Here is a 23453-nt window from a genome sequence, read left to right as displayed (position 1 = left end):
ATATCATCTACAAATTTCTTCTCCTTCAAGCATATCCATTTTTCTTATCATCTTATTTATAACTTCAACTGGAACATACCTGCTTCTCATTTTGTTTCTCGAGAGTAATTCCCTATAAGGAACTTCTAAATAAATAAACTTTAATTTCGCCCCATAAGCTGTACATAGTCTTATTAACTTTTGTCTGTTCTCTCTTCTTAAATTCGTTGCGTTCCAAATAAAACTTTCTTTTCTTCTTAGAAGCTGTTTTGCCCTAGAAATCGCAATTGCTGCAACTTTTCCTGAATTTCTTTTAGATGAAATATTAAGCTCTTCTCTAATGTCATCTAAAGATATTACATTGATATTTTTAAAATTTTCTTTTATATAAGTATCTTTTCCAGCTAGCGGCAACCCCATCATTGCTACAACCCCGAAACCTCTGTTATCAAACATCTCTGCTTCAGGATGAATCTTTTTTTCTTTAAAATATAAAAACCGTGTATATTCATTTTTGAACTTCTTTCGTCCATAAAAACAGCCTAGCTCTTTTGAATATGTCTTAAAATACCCTATGTTATCAAGCATAATTTCTTTATCTTTACAAAAACGTCCAAGTAAATCACACTTAGCTAATAAATACAACAGCTTCATATTAGTAATTTCAGCTGCCTTTATAATATCGTAATCCATATTCTCTCTTTCAAGAAAGTACAAAGGAAGTCCATGATACCTTATTAAAGCCGCTGACTCTTCCCTTATACTATTTTCTATTTCATACCTTGTATACGCCAAGTATCTAAACATCTTTGCACCCTTTAAAGCATGTCTTGGAGAAATTATCTTACCATTTTCTTCTCTTGTTGTAACTAGCTTTCCTATGTCATGAAATAATGCTGAAGTATATAAAACGACTTTTTCCCTATCATTTAGAGTTTTCCATTCCTCAAGCTTTAAAATCTCTCTGCAAACTAACTCAGTATGCTTGTACACGCTTCCTTCCCCATGATATTCTGGGTTTTGCTTTACTTTTTTTAGTCTTTCTATTATGCTAAATTCTTTTACTATTTCTTTAAAGTTGTAGTTTTTTTCTTTTAAAATTCCTTCCATATCCATAACTATACCTCACCATCAAAAATGTTTATTCCTACTTTTAATCTATTGGGAATAATAGGTCTACTTATCCAATGAGTTTCAGAATCCATAATTGTATTTAAAAATGAGGCCCTCACATATTTCATTCTGCTGAGTACATAATCTTCATCCTCTAATTTTATATATATTCCTTCCATTAAATCACTTAAATCCGTCTGTTTTTTTGCAATTTCATAGGATAAAGTTAATTCACTGCATCTAATTTCTAAATTTTCTCTCCAATTATGTGACTTAAAATTTGATTTTCCTAATAGTGTTGTAATTTCCTTTTTTGAAGTTATTATTCCTTCCTTTAAAACAAGCACTGATTTTATAAAACCATAATCCTTAAGCATTTCTTTTCTTCTTTTAGTACTTAAAAATTTTTCTTCTTTTTTATCGAATATATCAAATTCCATAAAGTAATGGCTTAATTTATCATAAAATACAGTATGCTTTGCATATAGCCATTCCCCATACATTACATACCTATCACCCAAAATACTCCAAAGCCTACACTTGAAACAGTTTGCCCAAGTTTTAAATAAATCAAATTGTTTTTCACCATATCCACCATTTAAAAAATGTCCTCTACTCTGTAAATACATTTTTCCGTTTGTATCAAAACTTATACCGCAGTTTGCTCCATCTACCTTCTCTTCAAGTACACAAAATCTATTTTTAATATTTTCAAATTTTATACCTTCTAAATCCTCATCACCCTGCTGAAATCTTGATCCTTCAAGATGTGGTGTCCTTGGATATTTGTAAATCCGTTCCATATAATTCATCTCCTTTAAATTTACGCAACAAAAAAAGTGCTGCGGTTCTTACCTTTTTCACAACACTAATAAACTTAAAAGAGATATTCTTTTTAAGAATTTTATTATGTGATAAAAAAGTAAATTATATTCAAAATAAAAATCAAATTGCAAAAACGAACCCATAAAAAAGCAACTTTTTTAATAAATTGATAATTGTCTTCAATTTTGCTTAAATAAATCTACTTAAATTACATAATAATTTTCCTCACAGTTTTAATTTAATGCTTTATTATAACATTTAAATTATGCAAAATCAACATTTGACATTTAATCAAACAATAGCCTTTTTTATTATTTTTTTTTCACATTTTTACTTAATATTTTATTTAATTAATTTTTATTCAAGGTTTTCCTTAACAATCATTTTGAAAACAAAAATCCATAAACTTGCAGAATATAAAATTGATTGATAAAATTATAGTAGACAAAAAATAGAGAAAAGGGGTTTATTATGACGATTAGGCAGACAAACGATATAACTATAAATGAAACTTTGCAAAACAAAAAATTCAAAACAAAACATCCGCCAGGATTATATATGCTTTTTTTCACTGAAATGTGGGAACGATTTAGCTACTATGGTATGAGAGCTTTATTGGTATTATATTTAACCACAAAATTTGTACAAGGTGGACTTGGTGTTAGCGATGCAACTGCTACAAGCTTGTACGGTACCTTTACCTCTCTAGTATATCTTACCCCAATAGCTGGTGGTTATATTTCAGATAGATATTTGGGTCAAAGAAAGGCGATAACTATTGGCGGAATAATAATGGCTATCGGACAGCTTACATTATTCTCTAGTCAAAGTATGACAGCCTTATATAACGGTACCTTTACCTCTCTAGTATATCTTACCCCAATAGCTGGTGGTTATATTTCAGATAGATATTTGGGTCAAAGAAAGGCGATAACTATTGGCGGAATAATAATGGCTATCGGACAGCTTACATTATTCTCTAGTCAAAGTATGACAGCCTTATATATTGGACTATTTTTACTTATAATTGGTAACGGCTTTTTCAAACCGAACATTTCAACTTTAGTCGGTCACTTATATCCAGATGGAGACAAAAGAAGAGACTCAGCATTTACAATCTTTTATATGGGTATAAATTTAGGTTCATTTTTCGCCCCACTAATATGCGGAACTTTGGCTGAAACAGTAATGGCAACAACAAAAGCAGGACAAATTATACATTACGGATTTAGATATGGTTTTTTAGTTGCTGGTGTTGGAATGATTATAGGACAAATTATTTTTAATTCCTTATCAAATAAATTCCTTGGCGATATAGGTAAAGTACCAGTTACTAAAATTAAAACTGGTACTAATGCCGAGAACAAAAATAGACCTTTAACTAGACAAGAAAAAAACAGAACTATTGTTATATGCATATTAGCAGCCTTCGTAATAATTTTCTGGACAGGCTATGAACAAGCAGGAAGTTCATTTACCCTTTATACTCAAAATTTCTTAAACAGAAATGTTGGCAGCTTTGAGGTCCCAGTGTCCTGGTTTCAGTCACTAAATCCACTTTTCATATTGATACTTGGAATACCTATGTCAAAATTATGGCTAAAATTAGCTTCTAGTAAAAATGGAGATTTAAGTATACCTACAAAAATGGCTTTAGGATTAATACTTTTAGGCTTAGGTTTCTTACTTATGGTAGGAGCGGTTATGCAAAGAGGTGGAAACTCTACTGATACTGCTATAAAAGCTAGCATGCTTTGGATGGTAGGTGCTTACTTTTTTCATACAATTGGAGAGCTTTGCCTATCACCAGTTGGTCTTTCAATGGTAAGTTCACTTGCACCTGCTAAATTCGCATCACTTTTAATGGGAGTATGGATGCTAAGTAATTTTGTTGCTAATAAATTAGCTGGTATTGTTGCAGGATACACTGAAACTTTAGGACATCTGCAAATATTCGGTGGAATAGCTGTAATTGCTATCCTAATAGGTTTAGTATTATTAGCATTGAATAAAAAATTAGAAAAAATGATGGAATAAAGTACATAAAAGCTTGTATTGTTACAATTAAACAATACAAGCTTATTTTTTAATTATCCTGTTTACACGAATATTGAAATTGTGGCTGTGTTTGAATATAGTAACCTGTTCTTACTTCACCAATCCAATTTTGAAAAATTGATTTCCAATCATTTCTTCTAAAGAAAGTTTCAATAGGATTTACTGCTGTAGAATCCCATTCCAATATTAAAAGTGGTGCAATTCCAAAAGACCAAATTCCGTTTTGTTCTACACCTATTTCCCTTATTAGAAGTAGAGGAAGACCATATTGATAAGCCATTCCAGGCTCTATTTGGGCAAAAGGACTTCCCTCCCAAACATCTCCCCCTATAGGTTGATTAAGATTGTTTTCTATTAAGCTAACTCTTCTTTGTCTGAGATTAAGTGACACCATTCCATAGCTAGATGCAATCATTCTACGAATATTGGTTAGAGGTGTTTCTGGATATTGTTCGCTTATAGGAAGCGTTCGAGGAAACAGAAGCGCTTTTCTAATTTGTCTTATTATTGCATCTACAAATTGCTGCTGCACTGTATTTAATCTACTAGGATGACTTAAAAATACTGGTATTCTAAATAGAAGATTAGCTGATTCCTGCATCAACTCAGTAGGTTCAGCTTGTTTCACAATTGTATTTAAGCTTTGGTCACCTGCTTCACTATTGTCTTTATCTATTTTAACCTTGGTTTTATCCACATTTATCCCTTCTTTCAATATATACTATGTGGATAATAAAAATGAAGTGCAAAATTAGCTTTTGCACTTCATTTTTATAAATATAATTTCCTCTCAATTCTTCTATCAAACTCAGACCATGTATCAGGCTCTGTTTTTTCCTTTAACTGAGATATTTTATTCATAGTAGCATCTATTGAATCTGCATAATTAATTATAAAAGACTCCTCCATATTCATTTCTCTTGGAGAACCAAACTCCAGCTTACCATGATGTTGAACAATGCATCCCTTTATTCTATTTACAAAATCCTCCGGATAAAGATTCAAATTTTCTCTAACTGCTCTATCTACAAGCTCTACTCCAATAACAATATGCCCCTCCATTTGCCCTCTCATAGTATACTTAAAAGGGCCGTTACAATCATACTCATAAACTTTTCCTATATCGTGAAGCTTTGCTGCTAGTACTGCCACTTCCATTCTTCTACATTTGTACTTTTCTGAAAGCTTAGCAGTTATTTTCATAACATTCAGTGTATGTTCTGCAAGTCCACCAATATAATTATGGTGCATAGAAACTCCACCTATGCCTTTTTTAAATTTCTCTAAAAACTCTTCATCCTTAAAAAAATAATCATTTAACGCTCTACCTTCTTTAGATAGAACATACTTATTTGTGTATAATTCAATTTCATTCATAATATCTTCAATTGGCCTTTTAACTGTAGGAAGATAATCTGAAATATTATAATCCCGTATAATTTTATAACTTTTAACTTCTAGATTTACATTTTTACTGCCATTTATTTGTATTACCATACCTTGCTTTATGTCACCATCTTTTAAAGGTACACTGGCCTTTATTTCGCCCGTCCTATCTGCCAATATACATATAAGCTTATCGGTTTCTCTGAATATTATCTTCATTACCATTAAAGATAACTTTATATTATCTCTACTTTTTAAGTCTTCTAAAAAAGTTTGCTTTGTATCCATTATGCACTCCTCCAAATTTATGTTTCAATTTAGATTGTGCTATAGATTTTTTTTTATACTTCTTTAGTAAACTGAGCTCCATTTCCCCACTGCCATTTTCCGCCCTTAGCACCTATTTGAAAGTGTAATTTTGCAATCCCTAAATCGATTTGTTCATATTCATTATCTCCCTTTACAACTGCTGTAACAGTTGAATTTTCAAAATAAAATCTTACCGGTTGTTTATTTATAGCAGAAGGTGCTTTTTTAACTGCCATCATTCCATCCTTAAACCACTCTGGAACTTCTCCTTTAGTCTCACACATTTCTTCTACCTTTTTTGATTTCCTATGAATTGCCTTAAATATAAGCTTTTCTTTAATACTAAGATTTTTAGAAACATTTCCTATAGTTATTACACCAACTAAGATTTCATTGTCCTCAATTTCAGCAGAACAAGCTTCCTTATCAAAACTTCCTCCTACCCAACAAGTTCCTAAATTCATTGTAGTAGCTTCTAATACAATCTTTTCTCCATAGTATCCTACTTTTTCTCTTAAAAGCTTGTCATTTTTACCCACTAACGCTATATAATTTTGTACTCCGCTAAACATTCCATAACTTTTTCTTATATTCTCAAATGCCTTTCCATCCTTTAAAATTAATTGAAGATGCAAATTTGCCTTTTTATTTATCTTTTCAATTAAATTTTCAAGATGTATAACTTTATTGCTATCTATTAAATCAGATGTGTATTTTCTTCTTGAACACCTAACATCAATTGCTCCAATCAAATCCATTAATTATCCTCCTCATTATTCTTAAATTGATTAAAATACATTTGATAATAATACTTACCTTTTTTACTTATAGTCTCCTTATGGTTTACAATTTTAATAATTTCACCTCCATCTATAACAATTATCTTATTTGCATACCTATAATAATTAATCTATGCGCTACTATAAAACTGGTTCTTCCTTAAGATACTTAAAGTCCCTGAGCTTTGATCTTTAGAAACATTACACATAAACTTCAAATTATATATCTTGTTGGATTTACTTTATAAACAATAAAAGACGCACTAAAATTTCTAGTGCGTTGTAATTAAAATAAATATTAATAATAACAAACAACTGGGGTGCCAGCATCAATATTTTCAAATACTGTCTTAGCTAAATCATATGGTGAGTTTACACACCCATGAGAGCCTCCAGTCTTATATATTTCTCCGCCAAATACACTTCTCCAGTTTGCATCATGAATTCCTATTCCTCCGTTAAACGGCATCCAATAGCTAACGGGTGAGCTATAGCCCTGCCCCTTTAAAGTAGCGTTTCTTTCCTTATATTTTAATCTATATACACCTGCTGGAGTTGCATCATTTTCGCTCACATTACCTGTAACTACATCTCCTTGAACTACCAAAGATCCATTCTTATAAAACCATAAATGCTGTTTTGACAAATCAACTTCTACATAAGTGTTGCCAATATCATTCGCATCGTGGGATGCTGCTGTTTGGCTGTAGGTTGGCTGTTTTTCTATAGTCTGTCCCTTCTTAATGGCTTCATTTAATGTCTGAGCTTCTTTAGAAGCATCTATAACCCAACCATAGTCACCACCACTGACATTTATTGTAGCTCCTGATGAGGTAGCAAAGCTTCTAGTTTTACCTGCTGTATTATAAGGACTAAAAATTCCATTTAAATATTTTTTTTCTTCTTTTTCATCAATTGTAACATTGAGATCATCATCAACCTTAAGCCATTTATTTATTACAGCTCCAGCTATATCCTCTTTATGATTTCCTAGATTATAGGTCACTTTTGAAGCCACATATTTATTCAAAAGTCCCTTAGTCTCCTTAACCTTTGGAGAATTTGATGTGTACTTAGGCTCAATGTAAACTCCACTTTTCTCCAAATCTATTGAGCTATCTTCATTAGAAATAGCCTTTCTTATCTTCATATATAGGGCATCCTTATTAATTTTATTTCCCTTTACTTCATTTATAACTTCATATCCTTTATCTGTATACTTGAAGCTTGGACTTTTAGGTTCTATTACTGAACTTCCAGTTATACAGGCCAAATTATCAATTTTTTGTTTAAGCAATTTGTCATCATATGAAATTTCATCTTTCATATTGGAATCTTTTGTTTTAAAGACACTTACAATCCACTTATAGGGATTTTGTTTTTCTTTAAAGCTACTGTAATTATCTTGTGAATTGTACTTTACATTAATATCCTTTGCCTTTATGTTCTCTACCTTTCCTCCTCTCTCTTTTATACTTAGGGTGTAGTTATTTAGCTTACCTTCCATTTCAGTCTTAACTTGATCTACAGTTTTTCCTGAAACACTAACATCATTAATTTTAGATCCAAAATAAAAATGATTTGTAAAATACCTGGCCATTCCTAAATATATGACAAGTAAAATACAAAAGGCAGCTGCAGCACCTATGATAATTTTATTGCGCTTGCTTTTCTTCTTCTCTGTTTCCGTAGTATCCATCCCCTTCTCAACTAGGTTTAAAGCTAATAATTTTTTTATAATGAACCATACATTTTATTTTATGTAGTGATAACCATACTTAAAACAACCTATTAATAATTTTCGAAAATTATTTTTAATAGTTAAATCGTTTTTTATGTGTCACTATTATTTTACACAATTATATAACCTCATGTCCATGCTAATATGCTAAGTTTTTTTTAATTATTATTATTTTCTTTCTGTAGAAACATTCTATGACTTATTATAACTTATCTATATTATATACATAACAAAATTCAACTTTTTTCAAACAATTATAATACACGCTTAATTTTTAGAATAATATTAATATATTTTAAAAAAATATTATTTTTTATCAACAAATAAGTAATTTTATAGTAAAACTGTCTATTTACATTTAGTACCTTTTGTGGTAGTTTATTATTATATACTTTAACACTTTACATTGTAGATTAAAAAAGGGGGAAACTTGTTATGTCAAAAACAAAAATTTTAGGCCTACTTACAGCCATAGCAATTACTTTTAATGCAACAACCAATTTAACTATCAAAGCCTATGCCGATAATTCTTTACAAGAAAAAAGTAAAATTTCATCAAACTCTTCGGCCAGCGCTGATAATGCCATCGCTAATGATGATAAGTTAATACAAATGTTAAAAAAGAACGGAACAATTCCCAAAAATGCAACTGCTGAAGAAACTGACAAAATTCTTAATAACTATTTAGCAAAACATGAAGGCAAGGACAGCAATGATCCTAACAAATTAGATATGAAGTCAATTCAAGGATTAAAGAAATACAGTAAAGATGCTCTTAATAAAGGAATTCTAAAGAAAGCTGACAAAAAAAGCAAAAGAAATGGTCCTCAAACTTCTTGGGATGGAACTGTAACAAAGGACAAGGCTCTTGTAATTTTAATTGAATTCCCTGACTTACCTCATAATACCTTAACTCCGCAGGATACAGATATGTATTATAAAGACTATACAACCTCACATTATCAGGATATGATATTTGGCCCTAACGGATATTCCGGTCCTCATAATGAAAATTTAGTTTCTTTAAAAGAATATTACAATCAGCAATCAGGTGGGAGCTATGATATAGGCGGAACTGTTGTAGGCTGGTATAAAGCTCAACATCCAGCAGCTTACTATGGTAAAAATCAAGGAAGCGACAACAGCCCACGTGCTCGTGATCTTGTTAAAGAAGCTTTAACCGAAGTTGCTAAACATATAGATCTAAAACAATTTGATGTAAAAGATCCTTACGATTTAAATGGAGATGGAAACCTTAACGAACCAGATGGAATAATTGACCACCTTATGATTATTCATTCCGGAATGGGAGAAGAAGCAGGTGGAGGTTCAATAGGAACTGATGCAATATGGTCTCATAGTTCAAAAGTTTATGATATGGATAATGGTACTACAAAACCTTGGAAAATACCAGGTACAGATATGTCTGCCTACCCATATACTATTATGCCTGAGGACGGAGCTGCTGGTGTATTCTGTCATGAATTTGGACATGATTTAGGTCTTCCTGACGAATATGATACTCAATATTCAGGTAAAGGAGAACCTGTAGGTTATTGGTCAATTATGTCAAGTGGAAGTTGGTCAGGAACAATACCTGGAACTGAACCTTCAGGTTTTAGCGCATACGATAAAGAATATTTCCAAAAAAGATATGGCGGTAATTGGTTTCATGGAAACACTATAGATTTATCTTCTTTAAATAAGAAGGGTAAAAAATACACTTTAGATGCTGCTAGTGAAAAATCAGTAAATAATGATTTTGTTAAGGTTACTCTTCCACAAAAATCCACTACAATAACAAAACCTTCTAGTGGTAGCTATCTTTACTTTAGCGGTAAGGGTGATAACTTAAACAACTCTATGTCTACTGCTATAGATCTAACAAATGCTACTTCTGCGGATTTTAACTTTAAAACTTGGTACAACATAGAACAAGATTGGGATTATGCTTCTGTACAAGTACAAGTAGACGGTGCAAACACTTGGACAAGCATTCCAGGAAATATCACTACAAGTACTAATCCAAACAATCAGAACCCTGGAAATGGTATCACTGGAAAATCTAATGGTTGGATTGATGCTAAGTTTGATCTTAAAGACTATATCGGCAAAAAAATTAACTTAAAACTAAATTACTGGACAGACGCTGGTGGCGATATGGACGGTTTTTATGTGGATGATTTAGCCCTTAATATAAATGGAAAACAAGCTTTTATTGATGATGCTGAAGGAGCCACAAGTAGATTCACATTAAATGGCTTCACTAAAGATAGTGGTATAAAACTTACAGATCAATACTACTTAATGGAACTTAGAAATCACTATGGCACTGACAGTGGACTTGGACATATAAAACGTGGTGCAAGTCTTATGTCTTATGATCCTGGTGTAGTTGTATGGTATGTAGATAATCTTTATAGCGATAACTGGACAGGCATTCATCCAGGTCACGGCTTCTTAAGTGTTGTAGATGCCGATCAACATTTATTAAGATGGAGCGACGGAACACTAGCTGATAACAAATATGAACTGCATGATGCAGCTTTTACTACAAGAAAAGCCAGAAAAATGTTTATAGATTACAGTAATACCTCAACTCCAAAGACTTTAACTGATGATGTTATTTCAAAACATCCTACTTTTGAAGATGATAGACCTTATATTACAGAAGAACTTCCAGACGTAGGTGTTATACTCCCACACTTCGGTTTAAAAATGAATGTAATTGACCAAGCAAATGATGGCAGTCATGCAAACATCGATCTTAAATTAAAATAGTAATTTAAAATCTAAAAATATACTGCTCATTACCAAAAATTAATGAGCAGTATATTTTATTAAAAAATGTTTTACTTTATTGTTTGTCCATGAAGTGTTTGCAGTTTTCTAAAAAATGTTTAGCCGCAGCTGAAAGGTACTCCCCTTTTTTCCATACTATTGCAGTTCTTGTTTTTAAACTTGATTTTTTAATTTGAGCGTATTTTAAATTTATATTTGGAATAATTCCAATCCAATCTTTCGGTATTATTGCTACTCCCATTCCCGTATTTGCCCACAACAATATAGCTCTTGTATCTTCTATTTTTCCAAGTACCCTTGGTTCAAAGCCAGACTGCTCACATGCCTCTATTATCATTTTTGCATATCTTCTATGCATTAATAAAGGCTTACTTGAAAGATCCTTCATATCAATAACTTTAGGTTCATCTCTCCAAAACATATTCTCATTAGCAGCTGCTATCATAGGTTCATCCGGAAGTAAAATTGACTCATAAAGTTCTGAATTTAACGGAGTTCTTATAATTCCAACTTCTATTAAACCATTATTTAATAGCTCTAATACCTCATGAGTATCACATTCCCGTATATGAAAATCTATATTAGGATATTTTTTATGAAAGTTATAAATCCAATTTGGCAATAGAATATCTCCCGCTGAGGATATAGCTCCAATTGACAGTGTCCCTTGAAGTCCCTCATTAAAATCCTTCAACTCCTTAATTGTTCTATCTCTCAACTCTAGCATCTGTTTAGCTCTATGTAAAAGCATTTCTCCTGCATTCGTAAGCTTAATCCTGCGAGTAGTTCTCTTAACTAGCATAACACCGAGTTCATCCTCAAGAAGTTTTAATTGATTACTAAGATGAGGCTGTGCAATATGCAGTCTTTCAGCTGCTCTTGTTATATTTCCCTCTTCTGCTATGCTAATGAAATATGTAAGCTGCTTTATATCCATTTTACCCCCTATTATTTATACATAAATATATATAAATTTTATATTTATTAGATATTTTAATTATATATCAATTTTTGCTACAATAATACATGGTCTTTAGGATATTAAATAATTAATATGACAATTTGGAGGGTACACATGGAAATTTTATTAGGATTTTTAATTTCTTTCTGTCTGCTTATAATTAGTGTAATAAAAGGCATCTTTATAGGATATGCATTAATTACTTGTTGGGTGGTTTTTGCATTAATTTCAATAAAAAAGGGCTATACAATAAAAGAAATTATAAAAATGTCCTACAATGGAGGAAAGCAATCATTTATAGTTATAAAAATTCTTCTTTTAATTGGAGCAGTTATAGGTGTATGGATGGCTTCAGGGACAATAGCTGCGATTGTGTATTATTGCTTGGAATTTTTAACTCCTTCTTTATTTATTTTTTTCTCATTTATAATTTGCTGCATAGTATCATTTTTAATAGGTACCTCATTAGGAAGCATAAGTGTAGTTGGAATCCCATTAATGATAATAGCACGAAGTGGACACGTAAATTTAAATATAACAGCAGGAGCTATTATTGCTGGTGTTTATTTTGGAGACAGATGTTCACCAATGTCAAGTAGTGCCGCCTTAGTTGCTAATTTAACTAAAACAAATATATTTACTAACATGAAAAACATGATTTATTCTTCAATAGTTCCATTTTCACTGTCATTATTTTTTTATTATATTTTATCCATATCACAACCATTGAGGAATATGAATAGCAATTTATCTAACGAAATTTCAGGTACATTTAATATAGCATTTATTACCTTGTTTCCAGCTATAATTATACTTATACTTTCACTGTTTAAAGTTAAACTTTATTTTTCTGCTTCTATTAGCATTATTATAGCCTCAATTTTTGCTTTAGTCTTTCAACAGCATAATTTATTGGATATAATTAAATTCATTATCCTTGGATTTCAAACAAGCCCTCATAGTCCACTGCATAATGTCTTAAAGGGCGGTGGCATTGTTTCAATGCTACAACCATGTTTAGTAATGTTTGTTTCCTGCTCTCTTTCAGGCATATTTAAGGAATTAAACATATTTAATAGCTTCAAGAAAGTAATTACAAATAAAAATTTAACAAAACACAAACTATTTAGCGTAATTTCGATAGTAAGCATTATGACTGCGGCCTTTGGGTGCAATCAAACAATTAGTTCAGTTATGACTAATGAAATTATGAAGGACTCCTATAAAAACATTGGAAAATATCGATTTGCACTAGATCTTGAAAATTCCGGAATAATAATTGCAGCCCTTATTCCTTGGAATATATCTGCACTTGTACCAACAACAACCCTAAACGTAAGCGCAATAAAATATATTCCTTATGCATTTTATTTATATATGCTTCCTATTATATATTTTATATATTTAAGATACTCCAATAAGTTTTTAAAGATACGCCTAAATAGACACACACTCTCTTAAATAATACATTATACAAAAACCAAAATAGCTTAAGCTGTGTGCCTAAGCTATTTTTTCTATCTTTTTATTTCTTTAAACTAGCTCCATTTGTAGCTATAACTTCCTTATACCAATAAAAACTTTTCTTCTTATATCTTTCTAATGTACCACTTCCATCATCATGCCTATCTACATATATAAAACCATATCTTTTCTTAAGTTCAGCAGTTGATGCACTTACTAAATCTATACATCCCCAAGTAGTGTAACCCATTAGCTCAACACCATCTTCTATGGCCTCTCCTACTTGAACCAAATGATCATTTAGATAGTTGATTCTATAATCATCATTTACGGTTTTGTTACCTCTTTCATCTGTTATTAATTCATCCACAGCACCTAAACCATTTTCAACTATAAATAAAGGCTTTTGATATCTATCATATAACAAATTGAGTATATACCTTAATCCTTCTGGATCTATTTGCCATCCCCATTCTGAAGCCTTCAAATAAGGATTTGGCACTCCAGAAATAATATTTCCTGCCCCTCCCTTACTCTTTTTAGTGTCGGATGTTGCACATGAACTCATGTAATAGCTAAAAGAAATAAAGTCTACTGTATTTTTTAATATTTCTTCATCCCCTGGCTCCATCTTTATATGTACATTATTTTCCTTAAATAATCTATTCATATATTTTGGATACCTTCCTCTTGCATGAACATCTGCAAAGAAAAGATTTTCTCTATCCTGATTCATTGCTTTAAGAACATCGCTTGGCTTTGAAGTAAGAGGATAGTTTGGTACTCCAAGAATCATACATCCTATTTTAAATTCCGGATTTATTTCATGACCTATCTTAACTGCAAGAGCACTGGCAAGTAATTCATGATGCATAGCTTGATATAAATCTTGTTTGCTCAACTTTTCCTTTGGTGTCCATATTCCAGCACTCATATAAGGAGCGTGGAGAGCTGAATTTATTTCATTAAAAGTGAGCCAATATTTTACCTTATTTTTATATCTATTAAATATTGTCCTAACATAATTTTCAAAAAAGCCTATGAGTTTTCTATTAGTCCAACCATCATAATTTTTAGCAAGTGCTAATGGTGTTTCATAATGAGATATTGTAACTAAAGGCTCAATATTATACTTAGCTAATTCATCAAATACATTGTCATAAAATTGAAGTCCCTTTTCATTTGGCTGCTTATCATCACCATTTGGGAATATTCTAGACCACGCAATTGATAATCTAAAGGTTTTAAAGCCCATCTCTGCAAACAACTTTATGTCTTCTTTATATCTGTTATAAAAATCAATACCTATAAGTTTCATATTATCTTCTGTTGGCTTATCAGTTATAGGTCCTCTTATACCTTTTGGCATTATATCTTGAATAGATAAGCCCTTACCATCTTGATTATAAGCTCCTTCAAATTGGTTAGCAGCCGTAGCTCCTCCCCATAAAAATCCTTCCGGAAATTTAACTCCCATAGTTATTCCTCCTAAATTTTATATATCTGATTTTATAAAAAATACCTAAGAAATGTATTAGAGTATTCTCTACACATTCCTTAGGTATAGCCTGCATTACCAGTAACAATCCTTATTTTTATTAAATTTAATTCTATGATAAGGTTATCATAGAATTTTAATCATGTCAATCACTGCCTTGTTTATCAAATAACTTTATTTACAATAAAAGCCGCTAAACTCAGCAGCTTTTATTTCTTATTTGACAACTTGCAGTACAACCTGATCATTTTTATATAAAATATTCACCCTATCCCCACTTGGAAGTCCTGCTGTTGCAACTGATGAAAATCTTCCCCCTATTTTGCCGCATTTTATAATAACTTCTTTATTCGTAGGCACATATCTGTTTAAAAAATTTAATTTTAATACCCCGTTAAAATTTGCCTCATCTTTTATTCTAAGAACATCATTTTTACTATAAATATTGAGTTCTAAAGTACCATTTCCCAACTGTACATATTTCCCCCTAATATTTAATTTATCAGCTTCTTTAGTAAGCATTCCTGAATTATTTACAACATCCCCATCTCCAAAAGCTTTCTTAGAATCGGCCTCTAAATCTCCTCCATTAATTTCAGTACCTCCTCTATACTTATTATCCCCTTTTAATTTTAATTTTCCAGTTCCATTTTTAATAAGCTTACCATTACCCGAAATATCATTGATCCAGCTATCTTCAGCATTAAATCCCCCTTTAGAAGCATCCATTGTAACCGTAACATCTTTTACAAAAGAGGCATAACCATCTGCAGCCGCAAAAAGATTAATTCTTCCCCAGCCTTCTGAATCATCTAATACTGGATATCCAGATGGAATACCTGTTGTATAAAGAATCCATCTGCGATTTTCTGCATCTAAATAAGGAAACCGTGTTTCTAATAAAACCTCTGCTCCCTTTGGAACTACCATAGGCTTATTCTTATCACCTATTTGAGGAAAGTCATAGGTTAATCTTTGAGTATAATTTTTCTTGTTTTCAGAATAGTTACCAAACCTATCCTTTGAAATTGCATTTTCTTTAATAATAAGCTTAGTTTGAGCATCTAAATATGCAGCATTTTTAATTGCTGTGTTATCCCTATTATTTAGAGCAGAAGCGGCAATAGCTGTTGCCATAACTCGTCCTCCAATTACATCTAAAGGAGAATGCATTCCTGCTACTATACGATCATTCCCAAGTTCAGATGCACGTGTAAGCATTTCCTGATAACGTTCTGGTACTGCATAAGCTAGAGCTATGGCATCTATAGTTGCAGCATTTGTATGTCCACTTGGAAAGCCTCCATCTGATGATGGATTAGTACTTTTTTCCGGAACAAGTGTAGGTAGAACCTTAACCTTGTCACTCCATCGCCATGGACGAGGATACTTATAATAATTTTTAGCAGGTGTTGTTGATGCTGCACTATTGCGAATAGTATCTACTAATTTAACTACACTTCCTAAATCAGAACTTTCTTCTGCCCAGTTCCCCTCAGCATTGCCTTTATCCGTATATTGAACATTAATAGCATCTTTAGGAATAACATCAGTTATTGTAGTTCCAGCTCCAGCCCCCTTTATAAAAGCATCCTTATATGGCCCCAAACCATCTAACACACTGTAATTTTGATTTCTTCTATCATCAAGATATGCTTGATGCTCCTGAAAACTTGTACGTCGATAAGTTATTTGTATAACCTTTTGAATATTTAAGTTTAAGATATCAGAATTAAGCTTTATTCCGTTATCATAAGAAATACCTGGCTTCCATAACTTTAGGTATCCAGAAAGTACACCAATGGCTGGATTAGTACTTGGACTCATATTGTTTGTATTATTATTTTTCCACTCATCTACAAAATACCCATAAACTGCATGATGTGAAGTTATTTCATTACCATTTACGCTACGAGCTAAAAGTACGCTTGAATAACTTTGGGATAATATAAAAGTAAGAGCTAATGACAAAAAAGTTTTCTTAAACTTCAAGTAAATCATTTCCTTTCTAAGAATGTTATACTTATGAAAGTACTAGCTCACTCAACTTACCTTTTATATTATATATGCAAATGATTGCCTTATTGTTATCACACGGTTAAACTATTGTTAACTACAGTTAATTAATACAATTATGGAATTATGCATTCTTCTCTTTTTCATTGTAAAAAACATAAAGCCCTCGATTATTCTCGAGGGCAAATTAAATTATATATTTTTAGACTCTTCCACAAGCGTTTGAGATGCTGTAGTTATTTCATCTATAGTTGCATTTATTTCTTCTGTAGCTGCGGCATGTCCTTCAGCAACTACATTTACTTCATTGATTTGACTTATAATTGACTGAATGGAATTTCTCATCTCTAGAAGCATTTCTGAAACCTTTTTGGCAGATTCACTACTATTTTGTGATAGCTTTCTCATTTCTTGAGCTACTACAGAAAATCCTTTTCCTGACTCTCCTGCTCTAGCCGCTTCTATTGCTGCATTTAACGCTAAAAGATTTGATTGAGATGCTATATTTTTAATGGCTCCAATTGTTGAATCTGTCTCATTAATTTTATTATTTGTAACATTTGCCTCTGACAAAACATCAACAATAACACTAGAAAGCCTTTGTGAACCTTGTGCTATTTCATCAATTGCACCATTTATTTGACTAAGAGAAGAAAATAAATTCTCGGCAATTCCTTCTATTTTAATTTTATTTTCTAAGCTCTTTCCTACGCCAATAGCTCCAACGACCCTTCCATTACTATCATTTATAGGATATGCTATAGCCTTAAATGAAACCCCGTAAACCTCCTTAGGTACTACTGCAGATATTACCCTATTCTTTTCCATAGCTATGCATAAAGGATTATCGTTTGGCACTAAATCTCCTGTATTGAAACTAATAGGGATTTTATTATTGTGATATACTGCAACTGCAATTTTATCTTTATTTACTATGGTAGTCGCTACATCCTCCTGTATTAGTTCAGACAAAACTGGTAGTACATCTTTAAAAGACTGCATAATATCCTTTTCCATAATGCTCTCTCCTTAAATTTTAGTTAAGTGTAACCTACTCTCACCAAAGTTACTTATGCTTACTTTATCGAAATATTTAAAACATATCTTTATAATTTTTTATATTGTTTTCGACTTATTTCACAAGAACGAAATATCATAAACTTCGTTTAACCATCATTGTTACACTTTCATAAAATTTAAGTTATACGCAACTTATCCCTCCTTCCTAGTAAATAATTATTTAATAACATCATCTTTTTCTATATCAACTATTTCTGCATCAGTATTTTCTTCTATAAAAGTTATTATCTTCTCCATTGTAGAATCTTCCTTTGCTGAATCCTCGCATATTCCTGCAATTCCTATAACTATTTTTTGGTGAATGTCCTGTTCATCTACTTCTGATACAGATATATTAAATTTATTTTTTAGTTTTTGGACAATACTCCTTACTACCATCCTTTTCTCCTTTAAAGAATGACACCAGGATGCTCTTAAGGTAATTCTCATAATTAAAATTCTCATTTTCTTTCCTCCAAATTATTTTAGTATCCCCCATTATTTTAAACATTTTTCTATTTTTAAATAATAAAAACTGTGCCAAAAATAACACAGTTTTTATTATTTAAATTTTATAACATATTTAAAGCTACTTGTATTTAGTAATTTATCAAATTTAATTACCTGAAGTTGTTCCATTTGTTGTAGTAGTTGAACCCGAATTACTGCTTGTTCCACTACCTGATGTTTTAGTATCTTGATTTGTATTTGTTGTTCCGCCTGACGTATTTGTTCCTGAATTTGTACTAGAACCTCCTGTTGTTTCACCTGTTGATGTCTTTGTGTCTGTACTTGTTCCACTCGATGTATTCGTATTGCTATTACTATTACCACTCTCTTTGGTATTCGTTCCACTACCTGTGCTTTGCTTTGTATCTGTACCTGTACCGCTTCCACCACTTTGTGAAGTTGTACCTGTACTTTTGTTTGATCCAGATTTTGACGGATTAGTTTCTGAATTCACACTACTTCCACTCTTTGAATCATTAGAACCTGTACTTGTTGTAGGTGTACTTCCTGTAGGCTTTGTTGTATTTGCTGGCTTGCTTTCAGTATTAGCTTTTGAACTATTAGCTTGTGTCTTATTAGGTGAATCATCTTGGAAACTTAATTTTACAGCAACTGCAGCAAGAATAACTAGAGCAATTGATGCAACAGCTAAAATTACCTTTTTATTCTTACTAAGTCCTCTATTGGTACCTGTTCCACCTTTTTCATCCTTTGAACCTAAGATTGTTTCAGCTACATTTTTAGGCATACTAAATACTGAAGCTAGTACCCCTTTTTGATCCATGGAATCTACCTGCTTAAAATTTTCAGGTGATCTTAATACAATATGAGGTTTATTAGGAGTTTCTACATATACTGTAACTGAAAACTTATCACCTTTACTTAAAAAAGGCATGGAAATGTCAACAGTATTATATTCTATTGAAGAATCAAATTTTAATCCTTTTGTTATTTTTGCATCAGCAATATTAAGGCTGCCTCTTTGGCTTTGTATGTTCAAGGTTAACTCATGAACTGTATTTTTTGACATGTTACTAACAGTAACAATATATGCAAAAACTTTCTTTCCATTCATCTGTAAGGATACACATTTTCCTACAGTACACAATATTTTAGGAGCCACGTTTTTAACGTTTTTAACGTATTCTAGTAATAATCCGGATATAATTGATATTATTATGGTTGCAATTGCAGTTTTAATAACACTTAGCATATTGTTTTCGCTTCCTCACTTTTTCCTATTTTACTTTATAAATTATAAAGTAGATACATATTTGTGTCAAACTTAAAAATTAGTTATAATGAAATCCAAAATTTTCAAGCAAAATAATTATGTTAGTATGATTTTTTAATTAACCTATATATAGGTTACAAGTATAATATCAAAACTATTATATTATTAAACTTCTAAATTAATACTTTATCTATTTTATCTTTAAAAATTCCTCTTCATTTAAAAATTTTATATTCTGTCCTCTGGCATTTAAGTCCGATGCCCTTTTTAGTTTGTTACTCATTTCTTCCCTTCGTAAATTTTTTATGTTTTTCATATTGGTTACTAGTATTGTAGTTTTTTTTGTAACAGAACTTCCTGCTGTACCTCCAAGTCTCCTGACTAATCCCATTGCCTCGTCTCTTGACATAGAATCTAGTCTTCCAGTAAACACCACAACCTCATTTTTAAATTCATCAGCTTTTAATCTTTCAAAGGCACTCTTTTTTTTAGAAAAATAAATTCTATCTGATGTTCTTACTGCAATTCCTTTAGTTTGTGATGGTTTATATCCTTTACTATCTACCTTTCCAACAGTTACGCCTAACAGTTTAGATATTTCAGTTATATCCTTACATTTTAATTCTTTTGATATACTAAGCATTATATTACTACAGGCAAGAGCATCATATAATGCATCATGGTGTCTAAACTCATAGCCCAAAAAATTATTTACTGTATTCAATTTTGCATTTTCAATGCCTTTATAAAAGTTCCTAGCAAGCTTCATTGTACAAATATAATTAAACTCTGGAAGCTCTATATTATAAAGCTCAGCACTTTTTCTTAGAACTGATATATCGAAGGAAGCATTGTGTGCTATCACTAAAGTGTCATCAAAATAGTGCTTAATCTTTTCCCATACCTTATCAAATTCTGGTTCCTTCTCAACCATAGCTGGTCTTATTCCATGAATACCAATATTGATTGGCATAAACCTCATTTCCTTGGGTCTTATTAAATGATGTGATTTTTCTACAACATGTCCATCCTTAACAACAACAATACCAATTGAACATGGACTATTTCTTTTTTCATTTGCAGTTTCAAAATCTATAGCTGTGAATTTCATTTCCTTCCTCCAGATTTTCTTAGTTTTTATCACTATGTTTTTTCCTATGACTATTATACTTCATAATTTACTATTGAGTTGAATTTTTTATTAATGTTTACAATAAAGCAAAATTTCTAATGTATTTAACCTTCGTATGGGTAAGGAGATAAAGGAATAAATATTATAAAACAACACAAATTAAAATAATATTTCTAGTCATTAAAGGCACCAATATTAATATCAACATAAGCATAAATATTACTATTAATACTTTAAATAAATTGGAGGGAAAAATGGAAATTTTAAAGCATGTAATGGATGATGTTATTAAAAGAAATCCAAATGAACCTGAATTTCATCAAGCAGTAAAAGAAGTTCTCCTATCTCTAGAGATAGTTGCAGAAAAACATCCTGAATGGGTAAAAGACAAAATTTTTGATAAAATTGTAGAACCTGAAAGACAGATTATTTTCAGGGTACCATGGGTAGATGACAATGGCGAAGAGCATATTAACAGAGGCTTCAGAATTCAATTTAATAGTGCTATAGGCCCATATAAAGGTGGCTTAAGATTTCATCCATCAGTAAATCTTGGAATAGTAAAGTTTTTGGGCTTTGAACAAATCTTTAAGAATTCCTTAACTGGTCTTCCAATAGGAGGCGGAAAAGGCGGCAGCGATTTTAATCCAAAGAGCAAATCAAATTCAGAAATAAAGAGATTTTGTCAAAGCTTTATGCTTGAACTTAATAAATATATAGGAGCAAATACAGATGTACCTGCCGGCGATATTGGAGTTGGAAGCCGTGAAATAGGCTATTTATATGGCATGTTCAAAAAGATACGTAATGAATCTACTGGCGTATTGACTGGAAAAGGATTAACCTTAGGTGGAAGTTTAGTGAGGACTGAAGCCACTGGTTATGGATTATGTTATTTCATGAATGAGGCACTAAAGGCTAAAGGTAAATCTTTTGACGGTGCTACTGTTATTATTTCAGGATCAGGTAATGTGGCTATTTATGCAAATCAAAAAGCAACTCAACTTGGTGCTAAAGTTGTTGCTATGAGTGATTCAAATGGATATATTTACGATGCTAATGGAATAAATTTAAATACTATTAGAAAAATAAAAGAAGTTGAAAGAAAAAGAATACATGAGTACACAAAATATCATCCTAATGCATCTTATACTGAAGGCTGCGATGGTATTTGGAAACTTAAATGTGATATAGCTCTTCCCTGTGCAACACAAAATGAAATTGATGAAAATTCTGCTAAAACTTTAATTGCCAATGGATGCTATGCTGTTGGAGAAGGTGCTAATATGCCATCTACAATAGAAGCTGTTGATTTATTTATAAAAAACAAAGTGATTTTCGGGCCAGCAAAAGCTGCTAATGCCGGTGGTGTTGCCACATCAGCTCTTGAAATGTCTCAAAACAGTATGCGCTATTCATGGACTTTTGAGGAAGTTGATACTAAGCTTCAAAATATAATGAAGAATATATATATAAAGTGCAGTAATGCTGCAAATGAATATGGCTTCGAAGATAATTTGGTTGCAGGCGCTAACATAGCTGGATTCACTAAAGTTGCTGAAGCCATGTATTCTCTTGGATTTTAACTTGCAATATTAAAAATAACACGAATGACCACTTAAACAAATATATAAAATCTGTGTATTATATTAATATATTTTATCCTCCTGAGTTTATCAAAATATTCTTTATAGCCCTTTATTTATGGTAAAATATTTCTAGGCTTTTATGAATACTGGACGCAGGAGGAAACTAATGAAAAAAAAATTAATTATTGTTGTAATGATTTTTGTTGTAATATTTTCGATTTTGATAAACTTAAGAATAAGAATTAAAAATTCTAATACCTTATCTTATGGTGTTTTTACTGGTTTACAACCTAAAAATATAAATAGGTTGCTTTCATATAAAGAAGTAGTAATAGACGCTTCATACTACAGCAAAGCCCAAATTGACTTTTTACATAAAAAAGGTATAAAAGTTTATAGCTATTTAAATGTTGGTTCATTAGAGAACTTCAGGCCATACTACAGTGATTTTAAAGATATAACTTTGGACAATTATGAAAATTGGAAGGATGAAAGCTGGATAGATGTAAGCAACCTTAAATGGGACAATTATGTTGTTAACACCTTAGGTAAGAATCTAAAAAATAAAGGTGTAGATGGTTTTTTTTTAGACAATTTGGATGTGTACTCAAAGTATAAAAAAGACTCTATGTTTATTGGCTTACTAAATATAATAAAGGGATTAAATTCAAGCTATAATCTTCCTGTAATATTTAACGGAGGAGTTGATTTCCTTGAAGCAGCAGAGAATAAAAAAATATCACTTAAAAGCCTGATACACGGTATCAATATAGAAAGTGTATATACCACAGTAGATTTTAATAACAATAAATTCATTAAAAATTCTAGAGATGATAGAGATAAAAAAGTTAAATACCTAGAAAAATTAAAATCTAAGGATATATTAATTTATATAGTTGAATACTCTAGAGATACTTCTTTAAATAAAATTATTCATAACTACTACAACAATTTAGGTTTTAAAGTTTATATTTCTAGCAGCCTTAGCTTAAACTAAA

17 protein-coding genes and 1 pseudogene are annotated in these 23453 nt (G+C 31.3%); 5 read left to right on the top strand and 13 right to left on the bottom strand.

Annotated features, from left to right (window positions below; all coding sequences use genetic code 11):
• Positions 1 to 3: 3 nt before the first annotated feature.
• On the bottom strand, positions 4 to 1095 hold the full coding sequence (locus CA_RS04060; RefSeq protein ID WP_010964071.1) for an AAA family ATPase: 1092 nt from the start codon (positions 1093 to 1095) through the stop codon (positions 4 to 6).
• Positions 1096 to 1097: 2 nt separating this feature from the next.
• Positions 1098 to 1895 carry an RNA ligase family protein gene (locus CA_RS04055; RefSeq protein WP_010964070.1) on the bottom strand — a complete coding sequence of 266 codons (798 nt, stop codon included), beginning with the start codon at positions 1893 to 1895 and terminating at the stop codon, positions 1098 to 1100.
• A 493-nt stretch (positions 1896 to 2388) separates the two neighbouring features.
• Here CA_RS04055 and CA_RS04050 point away from each other — a divergent pair, with 493 nt between their 5' ends.
• The gene (locus CA_RS04050) at positions 2389 to 3954 is read left to right on the top strand and encodes a peptide MFS transporter (RefSeq protein ID WP_010964069.1); all 1566 of its coding nucleotides are present in this window, start codon (positions 2389 to 2391) and stop codon (positions 3952 to 3954) included.
• A gap of 49 nt (positions 3955 to 4003) precedes the next feature.
• Here the strand turns inward: CA_RS04050 and CA_RS04045 are convergent, their stop codons facing one another.
• The 4 genes from CA_RS04045 to CA_RS04030 all read right to left on the bottom strand — a co-directional run bounded on the left by CA_RS04045 (position 4004) and on the right by CA_RS04030 (position 8148).
• Positions 4004 to 4672 carry a hypothetical protein gene (locus tag CA_RS04045; protein WP_010964068.1) on the bottom strand — a complete coding sequence of 223 codons (669 nt, stop codon included), beginning with the start codon at positions 4670 to 4672 and terminating at the stop codon, positions 4004 to 4006.
• A 74-nt stretch (positions 4673 to 4746) separates the two neighbouring features.
• Entirely contained in the window at positions 4747 to 5649 is a 903-nt protein-coding gene (locus CA_RS04040; RefSeq protein ID WP_010964067.1) for a 3'-5' exoribonuclease YhaM family protein, read from the bottom strand.
• Between the two features lie 53 nt (positions 5650 to 5702).
• Complete coding sequence (locus CA_RS04035) at positions 5703 to 6428, bottom strand: nitroreductase family protein (protein WP_010964066.1); 726 nt, start codon at positions 6426 to 6428, stop codon at positions 5703 to 5705.
• A gap of 319 nt (positions 6429 to 6747) precedes the next feature.
• Positions 6748 to 8148: a L,D-transpeptidase family protein gene (locus CA_RS04030; protein WP_010964065.1), complete on the bottom strand. Its 1401-nt coding sequence runs from the start codon at positions 8146 to 8148 to the stop codon at positions 6748 to 6750.
• 477 nt (positions 8149 to 8625) lie between these two features.
• On the opposite strand from CA_RS04030, the gene CA_RS04025 reads away from it, so the two are divergent.
• Complete coding sequence (locus CA_RS04025; RefSeq protein ID WP_010964064.1) at positions 8626 to 10971, top strand: immune inhibitor A; 2346 nt, start codon at positions 8626 to 8628, stop codon at positions 10969 to 10971.
• A gap of 76 nt (positions 10972 to 11047) precedes the next feature.
• Here CA_RS04025 and CA_RS04020 read toward each other — a convergent pair whose 3' ends face one another.
• Positions 11048 to 11929, bottom strand: coding sequence for a LysR family transcriptional regulator (locus CA_RS04020; protein WP_010964063.1), 882 nt, complete (start codon positions 11927 to 11929; stop codon positions 11048 to 11050).
• A 138-nt stretch (positions 11930 to 12067) separates the two neighbouring features.
• On the opposite strand from CA_RS04020, the gene CA_RS04015 reads away from it, so the two are divergent.
• On the top strand, positions 12068 to 13414 hold the full coding sequence (locus tag CA_RS04015; protein ID WP_010964062.1) for a Na+/H+ antiporter NhaC family protein: 1347 nt from the start codon (positions 12068 to 12070) through the stop codon (positions 13412 to 13414).
• A gap of 64 nt (positions 13415 to 13478) precedes the next feature.
• Here the strand turns inward: CA_RS04015 and CA_RS04010 are convergent, their stop codons facing one another.
• The 6 genes and pseudogenes from CA_RS04010 to CA_RS03985 all read right to left on the bottom strand — a co-directional run bounded on the left by CA_RS04010 (position 13479) and on the right by CA_RS03985 (position 20845).
• Positions 13479 to 14894 (bottom strand): glycoside hydrolase family 1 protein, encoded by a 1416-nt coding sequence (locus CA_RS04010; RefSeq protein ID WP_010964061.1) that lies wholly within the window; start codon positions 14892 to 14894, stop codon positions 13479 to 13481.
• A 237-nt stretch (positions 14895 to 15131) separates the two neighbouring features.
• Positions 15132 to 16916 (bottom strand): acid phosphatase, encoded by a 1785-nt coding sequence (locus CA_RS04005; RefSeq protein ID WP_241393853.1) that lies wholly within the window; start codon positions 16914 to 16916, stop codon positions 15132 to 15134.
• Positions 16917 to 17123: 207 nt separating this feature from the next.
• Positions 17124 to 17948 carry a methyl-accepting chemotaxis protein gene (locus CA_RS04000; protein ID WP_010964059.1) on the bottom strand — a complete coding sequence of 275 codons (825 nt, stop codon included), beginning with the start codon at positions 17946 to 17948 and terminating at the stop codon, positions 17124 to 17126.
• A gap of 219 nt (positions 17949 to 18167) precedes the next feature.
• A complete protein-coding gene (locus CA_RS03995) occupies positions 18168 to 18455 on the bottom strand; it encodes a DUF503 domain-containing protein (RefSeq protein WP_010964058.1) in 288 nt (95 codons plus the stop codon).
• Positions 18456 to 18633: 178 nt separating this feature from the next.
• Positions 18634 to 18741: pseudogene (locus CA_RS20450) on the bottom strand (serine protease); the annotation flags it as partial.
• A gap of 1183 nt (positions 18742 to 19924) precedes the next feature.
• Positions 19925 to 20845, bottom strand: a complete 921-nt coding sequence (locus CA_RS03985; RefSeq protein ID WP_010964056.1) for an exonuclease domain-containing protein — start codon at positions 20843 to 20845, stop codon at positions 19925 to 19927.
• A gap of 275 nt (positions 20846 to 21120) precedes the next feature.
• Here CA_RS03985 and gdhA point away from each other — a divergent pair, with 275 nt between their 5' ends.
• Together gdhA and CA_RS03975 are read left to right on the top strand one after the other, a co-directional pair.
• Positions 21121 to 22452, top strand: coding sequence for an NADP-specific glutamate dehydrogenase (gene gdhA, locus CA_RS03980; protein ID WP_010964055.1), 1332 nt, complete (start codon positions 21121 to 21123; stop codon positions 22450 to 22452).
• A 169-nt stretch (positions 22453 to 22621) separates the two neighbouring features.
• A complete protein-coding gene (locus tag CA_RS03975) occupies positions 22622 to 23452 on the top strand; it encodes an endo alpha-1,4 polygalactosaminidase (protein WP_010964054.1) in 831 nt (276 codons plus the stop codon).
• Position 23453: the final 1 nt, after the last annotated feature.

Source organism: Clostridium acetobutylicum ATCC 824 (assembly GCF_000008765.1).
GTDB lineage: Bacteria > Bacillota > Clostridia > Clostridiales > Clostridiaceae > Clostridium_S > Clostridium_S acetobutylicum.
Note: the sequence above shows the minus strand (reverse complement) of the source record. Positions and strands in the feature narration are given on the sequence as shown.